Origin of the sequence: Mangrovimicrobium sediminis (assembly GCF_004745945.1) — a bacterium.
GTDB lineage: Bacteria > Pseudomonadota > Gammaproteobacteria > Pseudomonadales > Halieaceae > Mangrovimicrobium > Mangrovimicrobium sediminis.
Window position 1 is genome coordinate 170,561 of the sequence record NZ_SRLE01000001.1, and the last position, 24,551, is coordinate 195,111.

General features: G+C 64.3%; 26 protein-coding genes and 1 tRNA gene. 8 read left to right on the forward strand and 19 right to left on the reverse strand.

Going from position 1 to position 24,551, the window contains the following annotated elements; all coding sequences use genetic code 11:
• Positions 1–46: 46 nt before the first annotated feature.
• From xerD to ffh, 6 genes are all read right to left on the reverse strand, one after another.
• Positions 47–952 carry a site-specific tyrosine recombinase XerD gene (gene xerD, locus E4634_RS00725; protein WP_135440682.1) on the reverse strand — a complete coding sequence of 302 codons (906 nt, stop codon included), beginning with the start codon at positions 950–952 and terminating at the stop codon, positions 47–49.
• An 882-nt stretch (positions 953–1,834) separates the two neighbouring features.
• A complete protein-coding gene (rplS, locus tag E4634_RS00730) occupies positions 1,835–2,188 on the reverse strand; it encodes a 50S ribosomal protein L19 (protein ID WP_135440683.1) in 354 nt (117 codons plus the stop codon).
• Between the two features lie 48 nt (positions 2,189–2,236).
• Positions 2,237–2,995, reverse strand: a complete 759-nt coding sequence (gene trmD, locus E4634_RS00735; protein WP_135440684.1) for a tRNA (guanosine(37)-N1)-methyltransferase TrmD — start codon at positions 2,993–2,995, stop codon at positions 2,237–2,239.
• 54 nt (positions 2,996–3,049) lie between these two features.
• Entirely contained in the window at positions 3,050–3,598 is a 549-nt protein-coding gene (gene rimM / locus E4634_RS00740; RefSeq protein ID WP_135440685.1) for a ribosome maturation factor RimM, read from the reverse strand.
• Positions 3,599–3,619: 21 nt separating this feature from the next.
• Positions 3,620–3,868 (reverse strand): 30S ribosomal protein S16, encoded by a 249-nt coding sequence (gene rpsP, locus E4634_RS00745; RefSeq protein WP_135440686.1) that lies wholly within the window; start codon positions 3,866–3,868, stop codon positions 3,620–3,622.
• A 179-nt stretch (positions 3,869–4,047) separates the two neighbouring features.
• The gene (gene ffh, locus E4634_RS00750) at positions 4,048–5,418 is read right to left on the reverse strand and encodes a signal recognition particle protein (protein WP_135440687.1); all 1,371 of its coding nucleotides are present in this window, start codon (positions 5,416–5,418) and stop codon (positions 4,048–4,050) included.
• 118 nt (positions 5,419–5,536) lie between these two features.
• On the opposite strand from ffh, the gene E4634_RS00755 reads away from it, so the two are divergent.
• On the forward strand, positions 5,537–6,340 hold the full coding sequence (locus E4634_RS00755; protein ID WP_135440688.1) for a cytochrome C assembly family protein: 804 nt from the start codon (positions 5,537–5,539) through the stop codon (positions 6,338–6,340).
• A 4-nt stretch (positions 6,341–6,344) separates the two neighbouring features.
• Here the strand turns inward: E4634_RS00755 and E4634_RS21800 are convergent, their stop codons facing one another.
• Positions 6,345–6,521, reverse strand: coding sequence for a hypothetical protein (locus tag E4634_RS21800; RefSeq protein WP_240725036.1), 177 nt, complete (start codon positions 6,519–6,521; stop codon positions 6,345–6,347).
• On the opposite strand from E4634_RS21800, the gene E4634_RS00760 reads away from it, so the two are divergent.
• Entirely contained in the window at positions 6,508–7,677 is a 1,170-nt protein-coding gene (locus tag E4634_RS00760) for an HlyC/CorC family transporter (protein ID WP_240725037.1), read from the forward strand. The genes E4634_RS21800 and E4634_RS00760 overlap by 14 nt on opposite strands.
• A gap of 99 nt (positions 7,678–7,776) precedes the next feature.
• Here E4634_RS00760 and E4634_RS00765 read toward each other — a convergent pair whose 3' ends face one another.
• From E4634_RS00765 to E4634_RS00795, 7 genes are read right to left on the reverse strand one after another with little or no spacing between them, the layout of a single operon-like run.
• The gene (locus E4634_RS00765) at positions 7,777–7,968 is read right to left on the reverse strand and encodes a DUF1289 domain-containing protein (protein ID WP_135440690.1); all 192 of its coding nucleotides are present in this window, start codon (positions 7,966–7,968) and stop codon (positions 7,777–7,779) included.
• Positions 7,965–8,489 (reverse strand): gamma carbonic anhydrase family protein, encoded by a 525-nt coding sequence (locus tag E4634_RS00770; RefSeq protein ID WP_135440691.1) that lies wholly within the window; start codon positions 8,487–8,489, stop codon positions 7,965–7,967. Before E4634_RS00770 ends, E4634_RS00765 begins: the two co-directional genes overlap by 4 nt.
• Complete coding sequence (locus tag E4634_RS00775) at positions 8,486–9,079, reverse strand: NUDIX hydrolase (RefSeq protein ID WP_135440692.1); 594 nt, start codon at positions 9,077–9,079, stop codon at positions 8,486–8,488. The genes E4634_RS00770 and E4634_RS00775 overlap by 4 nt, the downstream gene beginning before the upstream one ends.
• Positions 9,076–9,393 (reverse strand): YqfO family protein, encoded by a 318-nt coding sequence (locus E4634_RS00780; RefSeq protein ID WP_135440693.1) that lies wholly within the window; start codon positions 9,391–9,393, stop codon positions 9,076–9,078. Before E4634_RS00780 ends, E4634_RS00775 begins: the two co-directional genes overlap by 4 nt.
• Complete coding sequence (tgt, locus tag E4634_RS00785; RefSeq protein ID WP_206046759.1) at positions 9,386–10,489, reverse strand: tRNA guanosine(34) transglycosylase Tgt; 1,104 nt, start codon at positions 10,487–10,489, stop codon at positions 9,386–9,388. The genes E4634_RS00780 and tgt overlap by 8 nt, the downstream gene beginning before the upstream one ends.
• A 14-nt stretch (positions 10,490–10,503) precedes the next feature.
• Positions 10,504–11,565 carry a tRNA preQ1(34) S-adenosylmethionine ribosyltransferase-isomerase QueA gene (gene queA, locus E4634_RS00790; RefSeq protein ID WP_135440695.1) on the reverse strand — a complete coding sequence of 354 codons (1,062 nt, stop codon included), beginning with the start codon at positions 11,563–11,565 and terminating at the stop codon, positions 10,504–10,506.
• 51 nt (positions 11,566–11,616) lie between these two features.
• The gene (locus E4634_RS00795) at positions 11,617–11,862 is read right to left on the reverse strand and encodes a hypothetical protein (protein ID WP_135440696.1); all 246 of its coding nucleotides are present in this window, start codon (positions 11,860–11,862) and stop codon (positions 11,617–11,619) included.
• Positions 11,863–12,114: 252 nt separating this feature from the next.
• On the opposite strand from E4634_RS00795, the gene E4634_RS00800 reads away from it, so the two are divergent.
• The 4 genes from E4634_RS00800 (at position 12,115) to E4634_RS00815 (ending at position 14,955) form a co-directional block, all read left to right on the forward strand.
• A tRNA-Leu gene (locus E4634_RS00800) sits at positions 12,115–12,201 on the forward strand.
• 169 nt (positions 12,202–12,370) lie between these two features.
• Positions 12,371–12,760 (forward strand): hypothetical protein, encoded by a 390-nt coding sequence (locus E4634_RS00805; RefSeq protein WP_135440697.1) that lies wholly within the window; start codon positions 12,371–12,373, stop codon positions 12,758–12,760.
• Between the two features lie 177 nt (positions 12,761–12,937).
• A complete protein-coding gene (locus tag E4634_RS00810) occupies positions 12,938–13,462 on the forward strand; it encodes a tellurite resistance TerB family protein (protein ID WP_135440698.1) in 525 nt (174 codons plus the stop codon).
• Between the two features lie 293 nt (positions 13,463–13,755).
• Positions 13,756–14,955: an MFS transporter gene (locus E4634_RS00815; protein WP_276606612.1), complete on the forward strand. Its 1,200-nt coding sequence runs from the start codon at positions 13,756–13,758 to the stop codon at positions 14,953–14,955.
• 114 nt (positions 14,956–15,069) lie between these two features.
• Here E4634_RS00815 and E4634_RS00820 read toward each other — a convergent pair whose 3' ends face one another.
• From E4634_RS00820 to E4634_RS00830, 3 genes are all read right to left on the reverse strand, one after another.
• Positions 15,070–17,553, reverse strand: a complete 2,484-nt coding sequence (locus tag E4634_RS00820) for a TonB-dependent receptor (protein ID WP_135440700.1) — start codon at positions 17,551–17,553, stop codon at positions 15,070–15,072.
• A gap of 384 nt (positions 17,554–17,937) precedes the next feature.
• Positions 17,938–18,804, reverse strand: coding sequence for a universal stress protein (locus E4634_RS00825; RefSeq protein WP_135440701.1), 867 nt, complete (start codon positions 18,802–18,804; stop codon positions 17,938–17,940).
• A 2-nt stretch (positions 18,805–18,806) separates the two neighbouring features.
• The gene (locus E4634_RS00830) at positions 18,807–20,300 is read right to left on the reverse strand and encodes a SulP family inorganic anion transporter (protein ID WP_135440702.1); all 1,494 of its coding nucleotides are present in this window, start codon (positions 20,298–20,300) and stop codon (positions 18,807–18,809) included.
• 443 nt (positions 20,301–20,743) lie between these two features.
• Here E4634_RS00830 and E4634_RS00835 point away from each other — a divergent pair, with 443 nt between their 5' ends.
• Together E4634_RS00835 and E4634_RS00840 are read left to right on the forward strand one after the other, a co-directional pair.
• Entirely contained in the window at positions 20,744–21,241 is a 498-nt protein-coding gene (locus tag E4634_RS00835) for a nuclear transport factor 2 family protein (RefSeq protein ID WP_167854702.1), read from the forward strand.
• Between the two features lie 40 nt (positions 21,242–21,281).
• Complete coding sequence (locus E4634_RS00840) at positions 21,282–21,779, forward strand: SRPBCC domain-containing protein (protein WP_135440703.1); 498 nt, start codon at positions 21,282–21,284, stop codon at positions 21,777–21,779.
• 51 nt (positions 21,780–21,830) lie between these two features.
• On the opposite strand, the gene E4634_RS00845 is transcribed toward E4634_RS00840, so the two are convergent.
• Together E4634_RS00845 and E4634_RS00850 are read right to left on the reverse strand one after the other, a co-directional pair.
• On the reverse strand, positions 21,831–23,867 hold the full coding sequence (locus E4634_RS00845; RefSeq protein WP_135440704.1) for a molybdopterin-containing oxidoreductase family protein: 2,037 nt from the start codon (positions 23,865–23,867) through the stop codon (positions 21,831–21,833).
• Positions 23,868–23,967: 100 nt separating this feature from the next.
• On the reverse strand, positions 23,968–24,516 hold the full coding sequence (locus E4634_RS00850; protein WP_135440705.1) for a TetR/AcrR family transcriptional regulator: 549 nt from the start codon (positions 24,514–24,516) through the stop codon (positions 23,968–23,970).
• Positions 24,517–24,551: the final 35 nt, after the last annotated feature.

Below are 24,551 nucleotides of genomic sequence, written 5' to 3' on the forward strand. Positions count from 1 at the left end.
GTGTTTTTTGTCGACCTGCTTTGACCCCGACCGCGCGCGAAGTTCCTCAGCCGCGCGGGTGGTGCCGGGCATGCAGTTCCTGCATGCGCTGCCTGGCCACGTGCGTATAGATCTGCGTGGTAGTAAGGTCGCTGTGCCCCAGCAGCATCTGCACCACGCGCAGGTCGGCGCCATGGTTCAGCAGGTGCGTGGCAAAAGCGTGTCGCAGGGTGTGCGGCGACAGGTTCTGCGCGATGCCGGCGCGTTGCGCGTAGATTTTAATACGATGCCAGAAGGTCTGGCGAGTCATCTGCCGCCCCTGTTTGCTGGGAAACAGCACATCCGACGGAATTCCGTGCAGCAGTTCACGTCGCGCCCCGACAAGATAGCGCTGCAACCAGGCCAGCGCCTCCTCACCCATGGGCACCAGGCGCTCCTTGCTGCCCTTGCCAAACACCCGCACCACGCCCTGGTTCAGGCTCACCTGGTTGACCTGCAAACTGGTCAGCTCGCTCACCCGCAGCCCGCAGGCATACAGCAATTCGAGCATGGCCCGGTCGCGAAACTCGATGGCGCTGTCGAGATCCGGCGCCTCCAGCAGAGCATCCACCTGCGCCTCGGACAACGACTTGGGCAGCGGCCTGCCCAGCCTGGGACTCTCGACATCCAGCGTGGGGTCGACCTGCGTGGTGCCCTCGCGCAGCTGGAACTTGTAAAAACCCCGCAGGCAGGAGAGAAAGCGCGCGGTGGAGCGCTGGGAACTGTTCTGCGCCAACCGCGCGCCAAGATACTGCTGAAGGTCGGCACGATCGGCCTTCAGCAGCCCCTTGCCCAGCTCTTTGCCCAGCCACTGGTCGAACTGCCGCAGGTCGCGGCGATAACTGCTCAGGGTGTTGTCGCTCAGCCCTTTCTCCATCCACATGGCGTCGATGTAGCGTTCGATGTTGGGGTTTTCTGGCGTCTGGCTCGGCATGGGCTGAACGGTACCATACTCCGACGGCGGGACTTTTAACTTTCTGGACAATCGGTCCTCTGTACCGGAGTGCCCCTGCCCGGGACCGCCAAAAAGTGTACATCCGTGTGCAGGCTCGGCCTCCCGGAGTGCCGGCCGGGCGATCCATGGGCTCGGGTGGTTCATCGTAGTCGCAGCCGGCCCAACTGCTGCTGGTACGCCTGATTTCGGGACCGCCAAAAAGCGTACATCCACGTACAGGCTCGGCCTCGGGGCCTGGTGGGGATTCTCACTTTCCAGGCAATCGGCCCTCCACACCGCAGTGCCCCTGCCCGGAACCGCCAAAAAGCGTACATCCATGTACAGGCTCGGCCTCGGCCATCCATGGCCTCGGACGCCCCGGGCAGGGGCACTGCGGTGCAGAGGTCCTGGCAGTCAGCGTTGCATGAGATTGGGGGTTCAGCTGGTCGCTACGGGTGCGATGCGGACGGAGGCGCTAGATGCTGCGGGTTGCGACAAACAGGAGTTGCGGATGCTGCGACATCGGGACTGCCGCTATCGCTATAGCTGCCGAAGCGTTGCAGACCCAGTAGCAGCAACGACCTGCTGACTCACCCGCCACCTGGAATCACGATGTTCGAGGCCCAGATGCTGGTACGCCCGATTTCGGGGCGTCCGAGGCCATGGATGGCCGAGGCCGAGCCTGTACATGGATGTACGCTTTTTGGCGGTCCCGAAATCGGGCGTACCAGCAGCTGGGCCGGCGCCAACCAGAATGAACCGCCCAAGCTTCAGCGCCTCAAATCGTCTGCCCCAGGGTCACCGCGAAACCAGCCCCCAAATGACGGGCACAAAAAAAGCGGCCGCAAGGGCCGCTTTCGAAGGTTCAAGCCTGAGCTGTAATCAGCCCAGCTTCTCCTTGATGCGTGCCGCCTTGCCGGACAGCTCGCGCAGGTAGTACAGCTTGGCCTGGCGCACGTCACCGCGACGCTTGACCTGGATGCTGTCGACCAGCGGGCTGAAAGTCTGGAAGGTACGCTCGACGCCCACGCCGTGGGAGATCTTGCGCACGGTGAAGGCCGAGTTCAGGCCGCGGTTACGCTTGGCGATACACACGCCTTCGAACGCCTGCAGACGCTCACGGTTGCCTTCCTTTACCTTTACCTGGACGACCACAGTGTCACCGGGGCCGAACTCGGGCAGTTCCTTGTTCATCTGCTCAGCTTCGAGCTGGGAAATAATCTTGTTGGTGCTCATGGCGCGCTCCTGTTAAATGCAAAGCAGCTTCACAGCTGGCTCTCTAATCTAAATTTCGTGCGAATCGCGGGATTCGCGTTCCCGGCGGTACTCCGCCAATAATTCTGTTTCCTCGGCCGTCATGGCCCTGCCTTCGAGCAGGTCCGGGCGGCGCTCGCTGGTGCGGCCCAGTGCCTGTTTCAGGCGCCAGCGGCGAATCTCTTCGTGATTGCCGCTGAGCAATACATCCGGTACGTGCCGGCCCTGGTACTCCTCGGGCCGCGTGTAGTGCGGGCAGTCGAGCAGTCCGTCGGCGAAGGAATCCTCCTGCGCGGACTGCGCGTGGCCCAGCACCCCGGGCAACTGGCGCGTCACCGTATCGATGACCACCATCGCGGCGAGTTCCCCGCCGCTCAATACGTAGTCGCCGATGGACAGCTCCTCGTCCACCTCGGCCTCGATCAGTCGCTCATCGACGCCTTCGTAGCGTCCGGCGACCAGCACCAGGCCGGTCTCGCGGGCCAGGCTGGCGGCGATGCCGTGGTCCAGCCTGCGTCCCTGGGGCGAGAGGTAGATGACCTTCGCGCCCTGCCCTGCCGCCTGCCTCGCTGCCGCGATGGCCTGGCGCAGGGTGTCTATCTTCATCAACATGCCCGGGCCGCCGCCGTAGGGCCTGTCGTCCACCGTGCGGTGGCGGTCCGTGGCGTAGTCCCGCGGGTTGCTGTGGCTGATGGCCACCTTGCCCTGGGTTACCGCCCTGCCGGTCACGCCGTGTTCGCTGACCGCGCTGAACATCTCCGGGAACAGGCTGACGACCGCGATGTGCATCTCAATCCTACCCGTTCCCCGCCCGGAGCCTACGCCTGAGCGCGGTACCGTGCCCTACTCGTCCAGGTACCAGTCGACGTCCATGCGGCCCGCGGCCAGGTCGACGTCGCTGACGACCTCATCCAGGAGGTAGGGGATCAACCGCTCCCGGTCGTCGATGCTGCCCTCGCAGGCCTGCACCACCAGTACATCGTTGGCGCCGGTTTCGATCAGGTGATCGACCCGCCCGAGCAGTACCCGCCCGGCGTCCGTTTCCGGCTCCCTGCCCCAGACCTCGAGACCCTCGAGCTGGTGCCAGTAATAATCGCCCTCTTCCAGCGAGGGCAGGCTGGCGGCTGCCACCAGGATCTCGAGCCCGCGGTAGGCCTCGGCCTCATTGCGGTCATCGACACCGGCGATGTGGGCGACCATGCCCTTGCCCTGGCGCTTCCACTGGTCGAACTCGACCGGCTCCAGCGCGCCGCGGCGTCGCAGCTGCCATCCGCCGAGCCGGAACAGGTTGTCCTGCGGCTCGGTATACGAGTGAATTTTCACCCAGCCCTTGATGCCGTAGCAGCCGGTAATCTTACCGGCTGTCAGCGCGCTGGATCCGGGCTCACTCATCAAAGACCGGTCGCGCCAGCCTTATGCGGCAGCAGCGGCGTCCTTGACCAGCTTGGCCACACGCTCGGACAGCTGCGCGCCCTGGCCCTGCCAGTAGGCGACGCGGTCCGCGTCCACGCGCAGGCGCTCTTCCTGGCCGCGGGCGATGGGGTTGAAGAAACCCACGCGCTCAATGAAACGGCCGTTACGCGCATTGCGGTGATCGGTGACGGTCAGGTGGTAAAAGGGGCGCTTCTTGGAACCGCCACGTGCAAGTCGAATCGTTACCATGTGCTCTCAATTCCCTGGATTTCTCGGCAGCCGGCTGTGATTTAGGGGGCCGCCCACGACAATAAGCCGGCACCCGGGCCGGAAAGGTGGCGTATCATACGGAAAAGCGCCCCGGATGGAAACCCCAGTGACGGGAATTTTTCATGGAATTCGGGGCCTTACGCTGGCCTCCCGGGGGCCTAGCGCATGGGGGGCATACCACCGCCGGGGGGCATCATACCGCCGAGGCCGCGCATCATCTTCTGCATGCCGCCGCCCTTCATCTTCTTCATCATTTTCTGCATCTGCTTGTGCTGCTTGAGCAGGCGGTTGAGGTCCTGCACCTGGGTGCCGGAGCCCTGGGTGATGCGGCGCTTGCGCGAGCCCTGGATCATCTCCGGCTTGCGCCGCTCCTCCGGGGTCATGGAGTTAATCATGGCCTCCATGCGTGCAAACATTTTCATATCGACGTTCTGCTGCGCCATCTGCGCCATGTTGCCCATGCCCGGCAGCTTGTCGAGCATGCCGGTGATGCCGCCCATCTTGTTCATTTCCTGCAGCTGGTCGCGGAAGTCCTCGAGGTCGAAACGCTGGCCCTTCTTGACCTTGCGTGCCAGCTTCTCGGCCTTGGCCTTGTCGACCTTCTGCTCGGCCTCCTCGATCAGCGACAGGATGTCGCCCATACCGAGGATGCGCGAGGCCAGGCGGTCCGGGTGGAAGGGGTCCAGGGCGGCGGTGCGCTCGCCCACGCCGAGGAACTTGATCGGCTTGCCGGTGATGGTACGCACGGACAGCGCCGCACCGCCGCGGGCGTCGGCGTCGACCTTGGTGAGGATGACACCGGTCAGCGGCAGGGCTTCACCGAAGGCCTTGGCGGTGTTGGCGGCGTCCTGGCCGGTCATGGCATCGACCACGAACAGGGTCTCGATGGGGTTGACCAGCTTATGCAGTTCGGCAATCTCCGCCATCATCGCCTCGTCGATGGCCAGGCGGCCGGCGGTGTCGAGGATCAGCACGTCGCTGAACTTGATCTTCGCGTGCTCCACCGCCGCGCGGGCGATGTCCGCGGGCTTTTGCGAGGCCTCGGAGGGGAAGAAGTCCGCACCCACCTCGTTGGCGAGGGTCTCCAGCTGCTTGATCGCCGCCGGGCGGTAGACGTCGGCGGAGACCAGGGTGACCTTTTTCTTGTCGCGCTCGATGAGCAGTTTGGCCAGCTTGGCGGCGGAGGTGGTTTTACCCGCGCCCTGCAGGCCGGCCAGGAGGATCACCGCCGGCGGCTGAGTGGCGAGGTTCAGGCCCTCGTTGGCCTCCCCCATCACCGCCTGCAGTTCCGCCTGCACGATCTTCAGGAAGGCCTGGCCGGGGCTCAGGCTCTTCATCACTTCCTGGCCCAGCGCGCGCTGCTTGACCGACTCGACGAAGTCCTTCACCACCGGCAGGGCGACGTCCGCCTCGAGCAGGGCCATGCGCACCTCGCGCAGGGTGTCCTGGATGTTGTCCTCGCTCAGCCGGGCCTTGCCGGTGATGCTGCGCAGGCTGTGGGAAAGACGATCGCTGAGACTCTCGAACATGGGGGCTCTCTCGCAGGAAATCTCGGTTGGAACCGGCCCGCTGCACTATTGATTCTACAGGGCCAGTTCGGTACAAAGGGGCGAATTATACGCCACCCCCGGGGCCAACCCCAAGCCGATGTCCGCCGCCCTCCTCGCCCCCGTCGCCGCGCTGCTGTACCTCGCCGCGACCGGGCTGCACCTGTTCGACGTCTCCCGCCAGCGCCACACGCTCAGCCGCGGCGTCAAGCTGCTGGGCGGCGCGGCACTGCTCGCCCACGCGGTGGTGGCAGTGACCAGCGTGGAGGGCAGCGGCGGCCTGCACCTGGGCTTTTACAAGATTTCCGCCCTGATGTTCCTGGCCATCAACCTTACCTGTGTGGTGATGCTGACCTGGCGTCCGCTGCAGAACCTGCTGGTCATCCTGTTCCCGCTCTCCGCCCTTTCAGTGCTGGTCTCGGAGTTCGCGCCGGATACCGAGGTCATCTCCCGCGACCTGCCGCCGGGCATGGTGGTGCATATTGCCAGCTCGATCTTCGCCTACGCGGTGCTCACCCTGGCCGCGGCGCAGTCCGCCCTGGTCTCCGTGCAGGACTACCAGTTGCGCCACCGCCACACCCGCGGCATCGTGCAACTGCTGCCGCCGCTGCAGCGCATGGAGAGCATGCTGTTCGAGTTGCTGTGGCTGGGCGTGCTCCTGCTCACCGTCTCCATCGTCACCGGCTTCCTGTTCGTCGACGACCTGTTCGCCCAGCACCTGGTGCACAAGACCACGCTGAGCATCGTCGCCTGGCTGCTGTTTTCCGTGCTGTTGTGGGGCCACCGGCAGCTGGGCTGGCGCAGCCAGACGGCAGTGCGGCTGACGCTGGCGGGATTCATCGCGCTGATGCTGGCATTTTTTGGCTCCAAACTGGTGCTCGAGCTGATTCTCCACCGCGTGTAATGGATCACAATCCGGGCTTGCCCCGGCATTCCTTTTTCTTCAAAATTTCGGCTCGCCCACAATAAAGGTTGTTCACCGCCTTGGACGACGAACCGTTAGGTCTTCTGTTTTCCGTTCTGGCAGCGCTCATACTCTTCTCCGCCTTCTTCTCCAGTTCGGAGACGGGCATGATGTCGCTCAACCGGTACCGCCTGCGGCACCTGCAGAAACACCACCACAAGGGCGCTATCCGCGCCGGCAAGCTGCTCGATCGTCCGGACCGGCTGATCGGGTTGATCCTTATCGGCAACAACCTGGTGAACATCCTCGCCTCGTCGATCGCCACGATCATCGCCATTCGCCTGTGGGGGGACGCCGGCATCGTCATCTCCACGCTGGCGCTGACCCTGGCCCTGCTGATCTTCGCGGAAATCACGCCGAAAACCATCGCCGCCCTGCACCCGGAGCGCGTGGCGTTCCCGGCCAGCGTGGTTCTGCTGCCGCTATTGAAGCTGCTATTGCCGGTGGTGGTGGGCGTGAACTGGATTACCAACGGCCTGCTGCACATGCTCGGCTTCGACCCGAACAAGCAACTGGACGAGAGCGTCTCCTCCGAGGAACTGCGCACCATCGTTACCGACGCCGGCCACCTGATTCCCGCGCGTCACCGCGGCATGCTGCTGAATATCCTCAACCTCGAGTACGTCACCGTCGACGACATCATGGTGCCGCGCAATGACGTGTTCGGCATCGACCTGGAGGCCGACGACGATGAAATCCTGGCGCGCATCCAGGCCAGCTCCCACACCCGCTTGCCGGTGTGGCGCGAGGACATCAACAACATTGTCGGCGTGCTGCACACACGCAACCTCACCCGGGTGATCGACGGCCAGGGCCTGGACCGTGTCGCCCTGGAGCGCGAGATGGAGTCGCCCTATTTCGTACCGGAGAGCACGCCGCTGCACACGCAGCTGATGAACTTCCAGAAGCACAAGCACCGCCTGGGCGTGGTGGTCGACGAATACGGCGAAGTCATGGGTCTGGTGGCGCTGGAGGACATCCTCGAGGAGATCGTCGGCGAGTTCACCTCCAACCTGCAGGACAGCTCGGACTTCATCTTCCCGCAGCGCGACGGCACGTTCATCATCGCCGGCACCGCCAACATCCGCGAAGTGAACAAGTCATTGAAGTGGCAGCTGCCCACCGATGGCCCGAAGACCCTCAGCGGCCTGATCCTGGAAACCCTCGAAGGGTTCCCGGAAGGCAATGCGGGGCTTTCGATCGGCGATTACCGGCTGGAAATCCTGCAGCTCGAGGGCAACGTGGTGCAGGCGGTGAAGGCACAGGTCAGAGCCTGAGGCTGGGCGCGTCCCGGCGACGCGTTGCGATGAAGCAGGCCGGTTATAGCGACCGGTTCAATCCAATCGGCTTAATCCAAACGGCCAACTCGAAACGGCTTAATCCAGCCGGATGTCTGTCGCCGCCTCGCGCCGGCGCTGGGCGCAGGCGAGAATCTCGCGCTTGCGCTGCGGACTGGCCATGAACCAGTCGACGATTTCGTCGGCGCTGCGGTAGCAACCGGTGCACACGTCTTGCTCGTCGAGCAGGCACACCGAGATACACGGCGAGGCGGGGGCGGTATCGTTCACGCCTGCTCCCGCAGGCCGGCGAGATAGCGCCGCGCCTTGTCGCGATAACCCTCGGCGTTGAGCAGCAGTTTCGCCTGGGCCTGCGCGTCCAGATCCTTGACGATCTTGCCCGGGGAGCCGAGCACCATGGAACCGTCCGGTACTACCATGCGCTCGGTGACCAGCGCGTTGGCGCCGATCAGGCAGCCGCGCCCCACCTGCGCGCCGTTGAGGATCACCGCGTTGATACCCACCAGCGTGCCGTCGCCGATGGTGCAGCCGTGGATCATGGCGTTGTGGCCCACCGTCACGTTGCGGCCGACGATGGTGGGGTAGCCCGGGTCCGCGTGGATGACCGTGCCGTCCTGGATATTGCTGCCGGGGCCGATCTCGATGCGGTCGACATCGCCGCGCAGCACACAACAGAACCACACGCTGCTGTACTCGTGCAGGACCACGTCGCCGATCACCGCCGCCCCGGGGGCGATGAAATGGCCTTCGCCCAGCAGTTGCACCTGCTTGTCTCCCAGGGAGTATTTCACGGGCTTTCCTTCCAGTTGCGCTGCAAATCGAACCCCGCATCGTAGGCAATATTGGCGAGCATGGCCAGCACCGCCGCGGTCACGCCCCAGATGTTGTCGTTGTCGATATCGTAGTGCGGCACCATGCGCTCGCGTCCGTCCTGGATCATGCGTTCCAGGCGGAACACCTCGCGCTCGGCGAAGCGGTCCAGCCCCAGGGTGAATACGGAATCGAATTCCCGGGTGTCGACCACCGGGGTAAACGGCGCGGTAATCGCTGCGACGCAGGGATGCACCTCGAAGCCGGTGCGGGTGACCAGCGGTGACAGCTCTCCCAGCGGTTGCGCCAGGCCGGCCGGCAGGCCGACCTCCTCGGTGGCCTCGCGCAGGGCGGTGGCCCAGGGCGTGGCATCTTCCGGTTCACGCTTGCCGCCGGGAAACGCCACCTCGCCGGGGTGGTGGCGCAGGTGGCGTGTGCGCCGGCCCAGCCAGACCCGCGGCGTGGCTTCCATCGAGAGCGCAACCAGCACCGCGGCCTGGGGTTTGTCGCTGCCGTCCCAGGTATTCCCCGCCAGCGGCAGCTGCCGCTCTATCGCCTGCAACACATTCACGGCAGCGGGTTGACCAGTTCGACCATATCCCAGGCGGGCTCCTCGTAGGGATGCGCGGCGTACAGGGCATCCACCACGGCGCGGGCGCAGCGCTTGTCGCAGACCATCTCCACGCGGTACTCGGGCACCCGCTCCAGCGCCCCGTGGCTGCCGATAAAGGGCTGGCTGCCGGACATGGGCCGGAACTGCCCCTCGCCCGCCGTCTGCCAGCAGCAGTGTTCGTAGTCGCCAATGCGCCCCGCGCCCGCGTCGAAGCAGGCTTCCTTGACCGCAGCGAGGTGTGATTCCGGCACGTAGAAACCGAGCTTATACATCGCCAGCCTGTTCCGCGTAATAGCGCTGGGCAAAAGTTTCCAAGGTGCCCTCCTCAACGGCCCGGCGGATACCCGCCATGTGCTGCTGGTAGTAGTGCAGGTTGTGAATGGTGTTGAGCTGCGCGCCGAGAATCTCGTTGCATTTTTCCAGGTGGTGCAGGTAGGCACGGCTGAAATTGCGGCAGGTATAACAGCTGCAGTTTTCATCCAGCGGCGCGGTGCTGCGCCTGTTCACGGCGTTGCGCACCTTGACCACCCCGCGCGAGGTGAACAGGTGACCATTGCGCGCGTTGCGCGTGGGCATCACGCAATCGAACATGTCGACGCCGCGGCGCACGCCTTCCAGCAGGTCCGCCGGCGTGCCGACGCCCATCAGGTAGCGGGGTTTGTCCTCGGGCATCAGTGGCTGCAGGTGTTCCAGCACCGCCATCATCTCTTCCTTGGGCTCGCCCACCGAGAGACCGCCGATGGCATAGCCGTCGAAGCCCAGGGCTTCCAGCCCGGCCAGTGACTCGCTGCGCAGTTTCTCGTACATGCCGCCCTGCACGATACCGAACAGGGCCGCCGGACTCTCGCCGTGGGCCGCCTTGCTGCGCGCCGCCCAGCGCAGGGAGAGCTGCATGGACTCGCGCGCCTCCTGCTCGGTGGCCGGGTACGGCGTGCACTCGTCGAAGATCATCACGATATCCGAGCCCAGCGCACGCTGGATGGCCATGGAGGTTTCCGGGTCCAGGAACACCCTGGCGCCATCCACCGGCGAGGCGAAACGCACGCCCTCCTCGCTGATCTTGCGCATCTTGCCCAGGCTGAACACCTGGAAGCCGCCGGAGTCGGTGAGGATCGGGCCGTCCCAGCCCATGAAGTCGTGCAGGTCGCCGTGGGCCTCGATGATTTCGGTGCCCGGGCGCAACCACAGGTGGAAGGTGTTGCCGAGAATAATTTGCGCGCCGATCTCGCGGATGTCCCGCGGCAGCATGCCCTTCACCGTACCGTAGGTGCCCACCGGCATGAAGGCCGGGGTTTCCACCACACCGCGCGGAAAATGCAGTCGGCCGCGGCGCGCGGCGCCATCGCCGCCCAGGCGCTCGAAGCGCATATGGCACTCGCGACTCACGCGTCCTCCCGACGATGGCTGATAAACATGGCGTCTCCGTAACTGAAAAAGCGGTAGCGGCTGGCGATAGCCTCGGCGTAGGCCGCCATTATAGCGTCCCGGCCGGCGAAGGCGCTCACCAGCATCAACAGGGTGGATTCCGGCAGATGGAAGTTGGTGATCATCGCGTCCACCGCGCGGAAGCGGTAGCCGGGGTAGATGAAGATGCGCGTGTCGCCGGTAAACGGCGCGATGTCGCCGCCGGCGCTGGCCGACTCCAGCGAGCGCACCGCAGTGGTTCCCACCGCGATCACCCGCCCGCCGCGCGCGCGGGTCTCGCGCACCGCCTCGCATACGGCCGCTGACACCTCGGCGAACTCCGCGTGCATCACGTGCTCCTCGATATTGTCCGCGCGCACGGGCTGGAAGGTACCGGCGCCAACGTGCAGGGTCACCTGGGCCTGGCGCACGCCGCTGGCCGCAATCTCTTCGAGAAGTTCGCGGGTGAAATGCAGGCCGGCAGTGGGCGCGGCGACCGCACCTTCGCGGCGGGCATAGACCGTCTGGTAGCGCTCGCGGTCCTCGCTGGCGTCGGCGCGCTCGATGTAGGGTGGCAGCGGCATATGCCCGATGGCCTGGAGGATTTCGGCGACAGGCGCACACTGCGCGCTGTCCAGGGCAAACAATTCGCCCTCGCGACCGGTGACCTGCAGGTGGACGTCGCCGTCCGGTTCGGTATCGGCGTCGCGGGCCAGCAGCAGGCGCGTGCCCGGCTTCGGCGACTTGCTGGCACGCACGTGGGCGAGCGCCGTGTGACTGCCGGTGACGCGTTCGACCAGGACCTCCACCCGCCCGCCGGAGTCCTTGCGCCCCCACAGGCGCGCGGGAATCACCCGGGTGTCGTTGAACACCAGCAGGTCGTCGGCTGTGAGCAGCCCCGGCAGGTCGGTAAATTGTCGGTGCGCGATAGCCCCGTCGCGCCCATCCAGGCACAACAGACGGCTGGCGCTGCGCTCGGCCAGCGGGTACTGGGCGATCAGCTCCGGGGGCAGGTCAAAACTGAAGTCGGTGCGTTGCATGGACAAAAAAGCCGGCGCGGGGCCGGCTTTCCTGAGTGGCTCAGCGGGAAATTACTCCTCGCTGGCCTCTTCCTCGGCCGGCGCTTCTGCGGAGGCTTCCTCGGCAGCAGCTTCCTCGGCGGGCTCTTCGGCTACGGGCTGGGCCACTTTCACTTCGACCAGGCCCTCGGCGACGAGGATCTTCACTTTCTCTTCGCCATTGACGGCGTTCTTGTTGGCATCCTTCACGGCGTAGCGCTCGTCGCGGCGCTGGTAGATGCTGTAATCGTCGGTTTTCTTAACCAGTTTCATGGACATGGTCCTTTCTCCTTACGGGTGTCGCAACGCGGTTGCGGGTACTCGGAACAGCCGCCTTCAGGACGGCCTTGATTGACGTGCACCAGGCTCGCCCCAGGGGCCAGGCCCAAGGGCCAAATCCAGGGGCCGGGTGACGACAGGCCGCGGAGTTTACATGGAAACCGGGGCCAGGTTAAGGGCCGTATTGCGCTTTGGAGACCGGTTGTTATAATCCGCCGCTCTCCCGGGCGGGCCTCCGCCCGACCGCTCAATGCCGGAGTGGTGAAATTGGTAGACACGTCGGATTCAAAATCCGATGGGGTAAAACCCGTGCCGGTTCAAGTCCGGCCTCCGGTACCAGACGCGCCCCGCGTCGAAGCTTTATATCCAGGCGCCTCCCACTGCGTGTTCACGCATCAGGCCTGAATCGCTGGCAGTCCTCGGGCCACAGACTATTCTTGAATAGCAGCGCTTGTTCGAACACGTCGCCAGACCGACTGGAGGCCATACTCCTGGAGAAAAAGAAATAATGCCTACTGCGGAGCTTTCCGAACTCGACCGCCATGTTTTCGCCTACTTCATTTCACACGCCGCACAGACACTGAATATCGACGGCAGGTTTTATCCCTACGGAGAGCTGGTGATGGCGATCCGTAACAAGCTGCAGCTCAATACCAGCAAGTTTGGGAAAGGCGTCACGTCCCGCGTCGACCCGGTTTCCAGGTACTTCCTGGACCTGCTGATCGAGCGCGGCGCCCTGTCCGATATTCCCCAGAAAATCGGCAACAACATGCACCAGTTCCAGGCGGATGCCTACCGCAACCTGCTGCGGGAACTGGAAACGTCCGACGAAATTATTCGCGCCGCCGACGGCAAGGGCGATGACTACTGGCGCGAGTTGTTCACACGCCTGATGTGACCAGCGGGTTTACCAAACCCGTCCTTATCCCACATTCACACAGCAACAAATTTTCGATTAGTTCACATATTTCCTGTCGCCATCTTGAAGCGTAGCGGCTGCCACCGCACACTTCTGGCGTGGGCAGCACACGTCGCTGGCATCCCATTTGAATGGAACTCAAAGCAGGATTGACATATGCACGTACTCATCGGGCTGCTCACGGCCATCGCCTCACTGCTCTATGCCCTGGATCGTCTGGGCGTCGACATCGGCTGGCTCAATCCCTGGGCCTGGGCGCGGCGCCGACGCTGGCGCAAGCAGTTGAGCGTCAATCCCGCATTTAACCTGAATACCCCCATGGAGGCCGTGGCGCTGCTACTGGTGGCAACGGCGCGGATTGACGGCGACCTCAGCGCCGAGGAGAAAGCCGAACTCAAACGCCTGTTCGAGGATTCCTTCAAACTGAATTCACGCGACGTATCGTCGCTGATGAGTTCCAGCACTTTCCTCCTCGGCAGCGGTGATGAGGTCTTCCAGCGGCCCGAAGAAGTCCTCGCCCGTAGCCTGGACCGGTTCAGCCCAGAGCAGAAAGACTCGTCCCTCGAAATGCTCAACACCATTTCCGGCGTCGGCGGCACCCCGAGCCAGGCACAACAGGACTTCATCGCCAGAATCCGCGGTTCGTTATTCACGGAGGTCGCGGCGCAAGGCTGGCAGTAACAAGTGGGGTCAGAGCCCTTTTTGAACACAAAAGATCACTGACTCCCAGCCCGGTCGACAACGCAAACCTGGTCCTCTCCAGCAGCGTATAAATCAAATTGGATCAAAAAGGGCTCTGACCCCTTAAATGCTTGACGAGGATCGTCTGACTGGTTCGAATAGTGTCTCTATAAAAAATAAATAACGAGACTCACCACGTGGAATCCGCAACGACAAACCCTGCCGCCGGGCACGGTGAGCCGCGGCCATCGCCGGGGCGGTGGTACGCACTCGCCATCCTGTTCCTGGTGTCGGTGATGAACACCATCGACAAGATGCTCATTCCGGCCCTGGCCGAACCGCTGCGCATCGAGTTCGACCTCAGTGACTCCCAACTGGGCCTCCTCATAGGCCTCGTGTTTTCCGTGGCCTACGCCATCGCCTCGATCCCCATGGGCCTGATGATCGACCGCCTGAACCGGACCCGCCTTCTCGCCGGACTGCTGGCGCTGTGGAGCGTGCTCACGCTGGTCAGTTCTCGGGCCGGCTCCCTCACCAGCCTCGCCCTGTGCCGCATGGGCGTGGCTGCTGCGGAGTCCGGCGGCAATCCCACCACTCTGTCGCTGCTCAACGATTACTTCCCGCGCAACGAGAGGGCGCGCGCCATCGGCATATTCAGTGCCAACGCGGCGGTCGCCGGCGTACTGGTGTTTTCGCTGGCCGGGCTGATTGCCGCGCAACACGGCTGGCGAGCGGTGTTTGTCGCTGCCAGCGTGCCGGGGTTTCTGCTCAGTATTATCGTGCTGCTCAGCCTGCGCGAACCCCGGCGCGGCGCCTTCGATCCCGCTCCTGCGGCCGCTGAAGACGCGACTCCCCCGGGACTGGGCACCGTGCTCAGGGCCCTGGGCTCGAACCGGACGCTGCTGTGGGTGATCTCCGCCGCCGTGCTCACCACCATGGGCCAGGCTGGGAGCAGCGCATTCGTGTCCGCCTTTTTTGTGCGTATCCACGAATTGCCGCTGGAAAAGGCGGGGCTGATTGCGGGCCTGATTCTCGGGCCCGGTCTCGCCATCGGCTCCGTCACCGGCGGGTTTATTGCCGATGTCAGGGGCAGGCGCAGCGCCGGCGGCGGCTGCTATTTCGTGGGCATCGCCACCGGGCTGGCGGTACCGCTGGGCATCGCCGCGTACATGGCGCCAAGTGTCGCGGTATCCATGGTCTGCCTGTTCGGCTTTCAGGTGCTGGGAACCTGCTTTTACGGCGCCACCATGGCCACCATTCTCGAGCTTTCCCCGCTGCGGGTGCGCGGCTCCATCATCACCTACAGCCTGTTGCTGATGAACCTCGGCGGCTACGGGCTCGGCCCACAAATCTCCGGCGGCTTCAGTGATCTGTACCGCCACCTCGGCGTCGATGAACCCCTGCGCTGGGGCCTGGCCAGTGTGATTGGATTGCTGCTGCTGGCGTCCGCCTGCTACTTCATCGCCGCCCGGCGCATGCAGGGTGGTCGTTAGGAAAACCTGGAAGCGGATAGCTACCGGAAGCGGAGAAACAAAGCGTCGGGTAGCGGCAAGAACAGTTGGCGCGGTGAAAAAGGGTCCGCGCATTGCGCGCGGACCCCGCAGTCATCACTGGCCGAGGTTGTAGCGCAAACGGACCCCGTACATCCGCGGCTGCCCGTAGAGGTAGTCGATGATGCCGAAGGAACCCCAGCCGCCGCCGGTAGCCACTTCGTAGGCCTCGTCGGTGACGTTATTGGCGAACAGTGACACATCGATTGCCGAGTTGAACACGCTGCGCCAGTGCACGTTGACATCGATCAGGCTGCGATCGTCGATGTAATCATACGGCGCCGGCGCGCTGGTGTTGACCAGCTGTTCGTCGGTGTAGCTCCAGATGACACCGAAGGAAACGTCGCCGTAGCTCTCGTCGATGGGCAGGGTGTAAGTCGCGCTCAGCGAAGCCTTGTGCTCGGGCACCAGGTTCAGCGTGCCGCCCTCTTCCGCCAGCGGGCTGATCTCCAGGAACGGCGTACCCTCGAGGTTGACGCCCGAGGTGTCCAGTTCTTTGATCTCCGCATCCAGGTAGGCATAGGCGAGAGTCACTTTCAGGTTGTCCGTGAGCACCGCCACCGCATCGACTTCAATACCGGAGATTTCGGATTTACCGGCGTTGACGATGGCCGCGCCGCCGGAGACCTGCGGGTAATTGACGCGGTCGGTGATAAGCGAGCCGAATACCTGCTGGTCCGTGTAATCGTTGTAGAACGCGGCAATATTGAGGATACCCTCGATGGCGCCGCGGTAGGTCAGCTTGGCACCGACTTCGTAGTTATCCACTTCTTCCGGGCCCCAGGTTTCCACGCCGGGGTTGGTGAAGTTGATGCCGCCCTGGCGGTAGCCGCGGGCGTACTTGGCGTAGATCAGCGCGTCTGGTGAAGGCTTGTAGTCGAGGTTGACCAGCCAGGTCGGCTCGTCGGACTCCTCTTCCAGGGTCTTGCCGCACACCTTGGGATCATCCGCGATCACCCCCGGGAAGCGGAAGGAGTCGCGACAGGTCGCGATCAGCGGCTCGGTGGTGAACGGGGCCGGTGCGATACGCACGCCCTGGTCGTAGCCCTCGATCTTGTCGAAGGTGTAGCGCACGCCTGCGGTCAGTGCGAACTCGTCGGTGATGTCGAAGGTACCCTGGGCGAAGATGCCATGGTTCTCGAACTTCAGCTTGGTGGCCGACTGCGAGATGTTGCCTGCCAGCGGGATGGCGGAGAAGTCGCAGTCCGTGGTGTCCACGTTGTCGCAGTAGGTAAAGATGCCGGTGCGGCCGCCGTTGAGGCCGTCCGGATCCGAGTACTCTAAGTAACCGCCGACCACGTATTGCAGGCGGTCGTCGAAGGCAAAGCCCTGCAACTGGAGTTCCTCGGTCCAGGTGTTCTGTGCCGCATTCGACTCCCCGGGCAGCATGCCCAGTTCAATCAGGCGGAACGGGGTCCCGGGGGTGATCGGCGCCGGAAAGCCAAAATTCAGGAAGTTCACCGAGTCCGGCACCGTGAAGTTATCGCTGTACAGGCTGAAGCGCGACTTCTCCTCGAATTCACCGTAGCTAAGGATGTTCTTCACGGTGAGCGAGTCGTTCACTTCCCAGGTGGTGGTGTTGATGAACTGCCACTGCTTGATGCTAAGGTTAGCGCGCGGTGCATTCACTTCCACGTCGAACTCATCGTCGCCGCGTGCAGCCTGCCGGTCGATCTGCTCGCAGGCGGCGAGCGTGACCATGGCGTTGATGCTGATCTGGCCAATCTCGTCGGGCACCGCGGCCTCCCGGTCGCAGGCCACGTAGCGCGAGGCGTAGCCCGCGGTGTTGGAATCGCTTGAATGCAGGATCGTGTAGTTTTCCAGGGAGTCGGTGATCTCCCAGATGGCACTCAGGCGGTAGGCCTCGTAATCGCGATCGTTGAAATCCGGGCCGTTGCCGGACTTGTTCTCCATGTAGCCGTCGCGCTGGTTGATGTCGGCGGCGAACCGCACCCGGAAGCTATCGGTGAGAGGAACGTTCAACGCGCCCTGCACCCGGGTCATGTCGTAGTTGCCGACCGAGCCCTCGATATAACCGCCGAACTCGTCGACCGGTTCCTGCGGCACCAGCAGGATCGCCCCGCCGTCCGTGTTGCGTCCGAACAGCGTGCCCTGCGGGCCTTTCAGGACCTGCACGTTCTGCAGATCCATGAAGGCGCCGGCGCCGACCGTATTACCGGAGGTGGTACCGCCCTGGGCGCGCACACCAACCACGTCAGCGAAGTACACGCCCACGGTGGGCGCGGTGGCCTGGTCCTGGTTGAAGCCGCGAATCGAGAACGAGGATTTCTCCGGACCGTAACGTTCATTCACCGACAGCGACGGCGTGTAGTTGGCCAGGTCGCTGGCGACGGTGATGTTGCGGTCGTTTAGCTGGTTCTGCGAGAAAACCGTCATCGAGATGGGTACGTCCTGGATGTTCTCCTGGACGCGGCGAGCGGTGACCACGACTTCCTCGAGAGTCACGTTCTGCGCCTGAACGGGCAAGGCCGCCCATACAGCAATCGCGAGAGCGGTCTTTTCAAAAACCCTGTAATTCATAGTGTTCTCCTGACGTTATTATTAATCTCGATGAACAGGTTTTATGGGCGGGGTCGCCCGGGACTTCGGTATTACGGACTGGTGTTTGCTACCTCCACGCCAAACAGACGGCACGCACCGCACCGGTGTCGCGAAACACCGATGGGCAGGATTCGTCCCAAAGCGGGACCTGTTAGTGACCGGGTAACCAGGCAATCAGTTGTCATAGGCCGTTTTTTATCTTTACTAGTCTGGCGCACAAGACAATGTAGAACAGGCTCAGGATGAGCCTGAAATTCCGTATTTGGAACAGTTATTCTACATCTTTACTTATAATGACACCCCCCCTGAACGGCTGTCAATCACTGACAGCGCCCACCCGGGTCAATGGAGAGTGTTGAGAGACTAGCGCAACAGCAACAATGGCGTTTGCGACTGCGCCAGCATGCGCAGGGTGACGCTGCCAAACAGCAGCTCGCGCAGGCGACTGTGGCCGAATGCTCCCATCACGATCAGGTCGATCGCATGGCTGCGCTGGTAGTCCAGCAGGGCGGTCTCGGTATCGCCGGTGAGGTTGGCGCTCACCACCGACAGCCCCGCATCGCGCAAAACGGCCTCGCCCTCAGCGAGTACCGCCTGGTCGGCGGCACTGTTCTTGCCCACCTGGACCAGGTGGCAGTCCAGCCCGGCATAGAGCGGGCTCATGGTCATCATGTCGAGACCGATGCGTGCCGCCTTGCTGCCATCGTAGGCGATCATCAGGCGCTGCGGCGGCGCCTCGAGTGGCCGCTTGACCACAAGGATGGGACGGTGCAGGGCGCGAATCACCGGCTCCAGCTGCTCGCCGATGGCCTGGTCGGTCTGCTCGGAATGGGATTCGCCGCGGATGCCGAGCACCAGCACGCGAATCTCCTCCTCCATCTCGATCAGGCTGTCGACCAGGCTGCCGTGACGCTGCAGGGCCACGATGTCATCCACCTGCGCTGCACGCACGCGGCTTTCGGCCGCGTCCAGGATCAGCTTGCCCTGGTCGCGCAGGATCTTGCTGCGCCGGGATTCCAGTTCGGTGAGTTCCTCGAGCAGTTCGGAGCGCTCGCCGGGGCCGAGGTTGCCGCTGAGGTCAAAGGTCGAGGCCACCCGGTGCTCGAGGTTGTGTAGCAGTCGTACCGGCGCCGCGACCCGGCGTGCGATCCAGGCGGTGTAATCGGCGACGGCATCGCTGATCGGCGAACCGTCGACACAGGCAAGCACCAGGCTTCTTGTCGTTGTCATGCTCAGTGCCCTCCGAGGACTTTCTCGATTTCTTCGGGTTTATCATGCACGCCAAAGCGGTCGATGATCGTGCTGCTGGCGTCATTGAGACCGATCAGCTCCACCTCGGCGCCCTCGCGGCGGAACTTGAGCACCACCTTGTCCAGCGCGCCGACCGCCGAAATGTCCCAGAAGTGGGCCCGACTCAGGTCGATGACCACGTTCTCCACCACCTCGCGAAAATCGAATTGCTCGATGAATTTCTCGGCGGAGTTGAAAAACACCTGGCCGATGACCTGGTAGCGGCGCGTGCTGCCGTCCTCGTCCAGCGAGGAGGCCACGTACATGAAGTGGCTGACCTTGTTGGCGAAGAACAGCGATGCCAGCAATACACCGACGAACACGCCGTAGGCCAGGTTGTGGGTGGCCACCACCACCGCGACGGTGGCCACCATGACGATGTTCGACGACAGCGGGTAGTGCCGCAGGTTGAGCACCGACTCCCAGCTGAAGGTACCGATGGAGACCATGATCATCACCGCCACCAGGGCCGCCATGGGAATCATCGACAGCCAGGGGCCGAGAAACACCACCAGGATGATCAGGAACAGGCCCGCGCAAAACGTCGAGAGCCGTCCGCGGCCGCCGGACTTCACGTTGATCACCGACTGGCCGATCATCGCGCAACCGGCCATGCCGCCGATCAGGCTGCTGCCAACGTTGGCGATACCCTGGGCCTTGCACTCACGGTTTTTGTCGCTCTCGGAATCGGTGAGGTCATCGACGATGGTCGCGGTCATCATCGACTCCAGCAGTCCCACCACCGCCATCGACGCGGAGTACGGCAGGATGATCATCAGGGTGTCGAGGTTGAGCGGCACATCCGGCCACAGGAACACCGGCAGCGTGTCCGGCAGCTCGCCCATGTCGCCGACGGTGCGGATATCCAGGCCCATGCTAATGGCGACCGCCGAGAGCACCAGGATGCACACCAGCGGGGACGGTATCACCTTGCCCACCAGCGGCAGGTAGGGGAACAGATAGATGATGCCGAGCCCGGCGGCGGTCATGGCGTACACATGCCAGGTGACGTCGGTGAGCTCTGGCAACTGGGCCATGAAGATCAGGATGGCCAGGGCGTTGACGAAACCGGTAACCACTGAGCGCGAGACAAAGCTCATCAGGTTGCCCAGTTGCAGGTAGCCGGCGAGGACCTGCAGCGCACCGGTCAGCAGGCCCGCCGCCAGCAGGTACTGCAGGCCGTGGTCGCGCACCAGGGTCACCATCAGCAGCGACATCGCGCCGGTGGCGGCGGAGATCATGGCGGGCCGCCCGCCGGTCAGGGCGGTGATCATGGCGATACAGAACGACGCGTACAGGCCGATTTTGGGATCGACGCCAGCGATGATCGAGAACGCGATCGCCTCGGGCACCAGCGCCAGCGCCACCACGAGTCCGGCGAGCAGATCGCCGCGAATATTTCCGAACCAGTCGGCCCGGGTCCAGCTCAACAACATCGAACAACCTATACAGTGGTAAGGGCGACCGCCAGCGGGCACCTGCATGAGGTGTACCCGCGACGGCACAGAATGCGAACAGGATGCAAAACCGGCGAGCGATGCGCCGCGCGGCAGTCGCATGACCGGCGCGCCCTGCAGGCGAGAGGAATTTCACGTGGACCGTGCGTTTCGCCCCGCCAGCGGGCGCGAAAAACGACGAGCCGGGGATTCTACCCCAGCGGCGCTACAATTCAAGGTCGCGCCCCCCGCGCGGCAAGGCCCCCGGGGGCCTGCGCCACCGCCCTGCCCGGCGACTATCGAGAGTTCGAAAACCGGCCTCCGACGCCCGCGTCAGCAGTGGCCGAAACTGCTACCATGCCTGCGACGACATCGTCGACGGCGCACAGGTCGCGCCTGGCGAACGACTCGACAATAACGATAAGCCGGACAGGAACCCCAGCATGCAGGACGACCTCGCCATGCGCGCACTCGCCGACCACCGGGAAATCACCGATCTCATCTACCGCTACTGCCGCAGCGTCGACCGCCTGGACATCCCGCTGGGCCACTCGATCTGGCATGACGGCGGCACCGCCGACTACGGCGAGCTCTACGAGGGTCCGGGCCCGGGCGTGATCGACCTGATCTGCCGCCAGCACGAGCACACCCTGCACCACTCCCACCAGGTGACGAATATCCTCATTGCGCTGGATGGCGAACAGGCGGGCAGCGAAGCCTACTGCACCGCGACGCTGCGCCTGCGCGACGGACAGGCCATTCGCCAGATCAGCGTCTGGAGCCGCTACCTGGACCAGTGGTCACGTCGCGATGGCCGCTGGGGGCTGGATCACCGCCAGGCCGTCATCGACTTCGACGAGATCCGCGAGGTGACACCGATGGCAGAGCACCAGGTCGGCCGCCGCGACCGCCAGGACCCCTCCTACCGCTGCCTGCCCTGAGCGCGGCGCCCGACACCAACACAGCTGGAGCATCCCGCGTATGTCCCCACCCTCCCCCGACTTCGAGGCATCGCTCAGGCAGCGCTACGGCAGGTTCAGCACGTTCCACGCCGTCGACATCGACGCCCCCGCGCAGGCGCTGTGGCGCGAGATCGAGGCCTTCGAGCAGTGGCCGCAGTGGAACCCGCTGTATACACGGGCCAGCGGCAGTTTTACCCCCGGCGCCACACTGGGCTTTACCGTCGCCATCCCCGGGATGCCGGAACACACCGGGCAGGCACAGGTCGTCGAACTGCAACCGGGGCAGTGCGTGAGTTACCGCATGCTGGGCCGGGAATGGCTGACCCGCGCCACCCGGTTTATCGAAGTCAGCGAACTGGATAGCGGTCGCAGTCGCCTGGTCAACGGCGAGGCCATGGGCGGGCTGCTCGGCCCGCTTCTGTACCTGGGATTCTCAGCGAAGATTCGCGGCGGCTTACAGGGCATGAACGAGGCGCTGAAGGCGCGCCTGGAAGGCGGGCGCGCCGCGGACGGCTAGTCCGGAACCTTTGACTGGAAACGCCTCTGCGCAACAGCCGCCCCGAAGCTGCTAGCCGGGAACCGCCTCGATCGCGATCGGCACACCGGAATAGTGGGCCATGCCGCTCAGGCGGTCGATGGCCGCGGTGCTGGTCAGCCGGTTGACGTTGCTGTGCAGGTAGCCGTGACTGATCGACACCACCCCGCGGCGCACCCCGGGGTCGATACGCGCGACGAATTCCACCACACCGCTGTCATTGCTCACGCGCACCATCTGGCCGTCGCGAATCCCGTGCGCCTCGGCGTCCAGCGGATGCAGCAGGGCGTTGGCCTCTTCGCCGAGAAAGTCGAGTTGTGCGTTGAACTTGCGGCGCTGGCGGCGCGAGGAAAAACACAGCGGCTTCGGCGCATCGCCCTGTTCAGCATCGAGAGCGCGCATCTCGTTCCACTGCTCCACCAGGCGCTGCGGCGCGAGCCGCCAGCCGCCGATGCGCTCTATGTGGCGGTCCACCCAGGGGGCGGGAAACTCCAGCGGGCGCTCCACGTAACCCTTGGCCTGCAGTTCCTCGAAACTGCAGCGCGCGCCGGTCATCAGGTGGGCGAGCATGGCCTCGTCCGCTTCCTGGGTGGGCTCGCAATCCGGCACGTGCGCCGGTACCGGCAGGCCGGCGCGGCGCATGATCTGCGAGATCACCCACCAGGCGGAGCGGCGCTCGCCCAGCGGCGCCACCAGCGGCGCCGAATACTGCATGGACAGGTTCCAGCCAAGGGTATCCCAGCGGCTGAGTTCCGCGCGCTCGATACCGTCCTTGGTCGGCAGCACGTGGGTGGCGAACGCCGTGGTCTCGTTGTGCAGGATCTCGGTCATCACATGCAGTTCGAGATCGCCCAGGGTGCGCTCCAGCGCGTTGGTATCCGGAAAGGAGCGCAACAGGCGGCCGCCGAAATTGAACAGGCCGCGGATATTGCCCGCGTCGATCTCGTCGGGCAGCACCGCGCAGGGCCAGTCGCCGAGGATGCCCAGCGCGTCGGGGCGGGTCTTCGCGCCGGGCGTCCAGGGGTCCATCTCCGGCAATTCGAAGTTCTCGTAGGGGTGCAGGAAACTCGGGTGGAACCAGGTGCCGCCGCGATTGTTCATCGCCCCGGTGAGCACCATCAGAAGCCAGGCAAACCACTGGGTCAGGTTGCAGCCGGTGGACATGGTGATGCCGGTGCCGGTCTCCACCACCACGTTGCCACCCTTACGGCGGATCGCCGCGAGCAGGTCGCGCATGTCCCGGGCATCCACCCCGGCCACCGCCGCGGCGGTGTCGAGATCGTAGCCCTCCAGCGCCGCGCGCAGGGTGTCCAGGCCCTGCACCGGCTGGCGCGGCACCAGCGGGCCGTCGTCGATGATCTCGCGCACCAGCCAGGCGAGGATGGCGTAATCCTTGCCCGGGTAGGCGGCGATGTGTCGTGTGGAGAACTTCGCCGTCTCGGTGAACACCGGGTCGATGGTCCACACCTCGCCGCGCCGGGCGGCCTCGCGTATCCACACCGCCGGGTTGTACATACCGGTGTTGTGGGCGTGGCTGACCATCGGATTGGTGCCGACGTAGATCAGCATTTCCACGGCGTCGTAGTCGGTCTTGGGGTTGAGCCCGGGGAAACCGCCCATGGCGCCGGCCATGAGCACCTTGGCCACGCCGTCGATAGTCAGCGGCGTGAACTTGGGGCCGTAGCCCAGGGCCTGGTGCAGCGCCTCCTCCATCGCATAGCCGGAGGAATCCAGGCCGAGTCCGCTGCCGAAGTTGATCGCCACGCTGTGGCCGCCGTGGGTATCGATGAGGGTACGCAGCCTGGCGGCGATATCGTCCAGGGCCTCGTCCCAGCTCACCGGCTCGAGGCGACCGTTACGCCGCATCAGGGGCCGGTCGATCGCCTCGGGGCTGTGGTGCAACTGGCCCACCGCGCGCCCCTTGGGGCAGGTGTAGCCGGCGGAGAGCGGGTGCTCCGGGTCGCCGCGCACCTTGAGCACCTGGTCGCCGGCCACCTCGGCCAGCAGCCCACAGTGGACCATGCAGACTTTACAGTAGGTGCGCTTCAGTTCGACGGGCCTGTCCGACATGGGGCCTCCTGCGCGTGTCGCCGTTATTAGACTTATAAGTGATCAACTGGCCACATTCTGCGCCGCAGGGACGCCCTTGGCAAGTCGGGGCGGGCCAGGCTTACTTGTTGTCGACGATGTCCTGCAGTGCCTGCGCGAACCAGCGCACCGACCCCGGCGGTACACGACCAGTGGTCAGGCGCCGCGACTGGATGGTAAAGCCGTTGAGCAGGGTAAGCATATTGAGCGCGCGGGCATTGGCCTGCGGTGGGCCCAGCCATTTGGCCAGGGGTTTGAGGATGTGGTCGCGGGTCACGCGCTGGGCGATCTCCGCCGACTGCGGGTCGGCGGTGGCGAGGATGATCATGGTCGGCAGCTTCGGGTTGCTGCGGCTGACCACCAGTTTCGCCATGCGCTGCCCGAAGTCCTGTTTGTCATCGACGAACAGCGAGTGCTCCTCGATGCCGTAGACTAAGGTGGCCTCGAACAGGCTCGCCTTGCTGCCGAAATGCCGCGCAATCAGGGACGGCGCCACGCCCGCTGCGGCGGCGATATCCCGGGTACCTGTCCTGGCGTAGCCGTGCTCCGCAAATAGCTCGAAGGCCACGCCGAGAATCCGCCCCTTGGTCTGCTGCGCATCGCGGCGCCTGGTTTCCTTTCCCCTGGCCATAGACCCTCCTTCTGGTACATCGGGTTATTTCATTT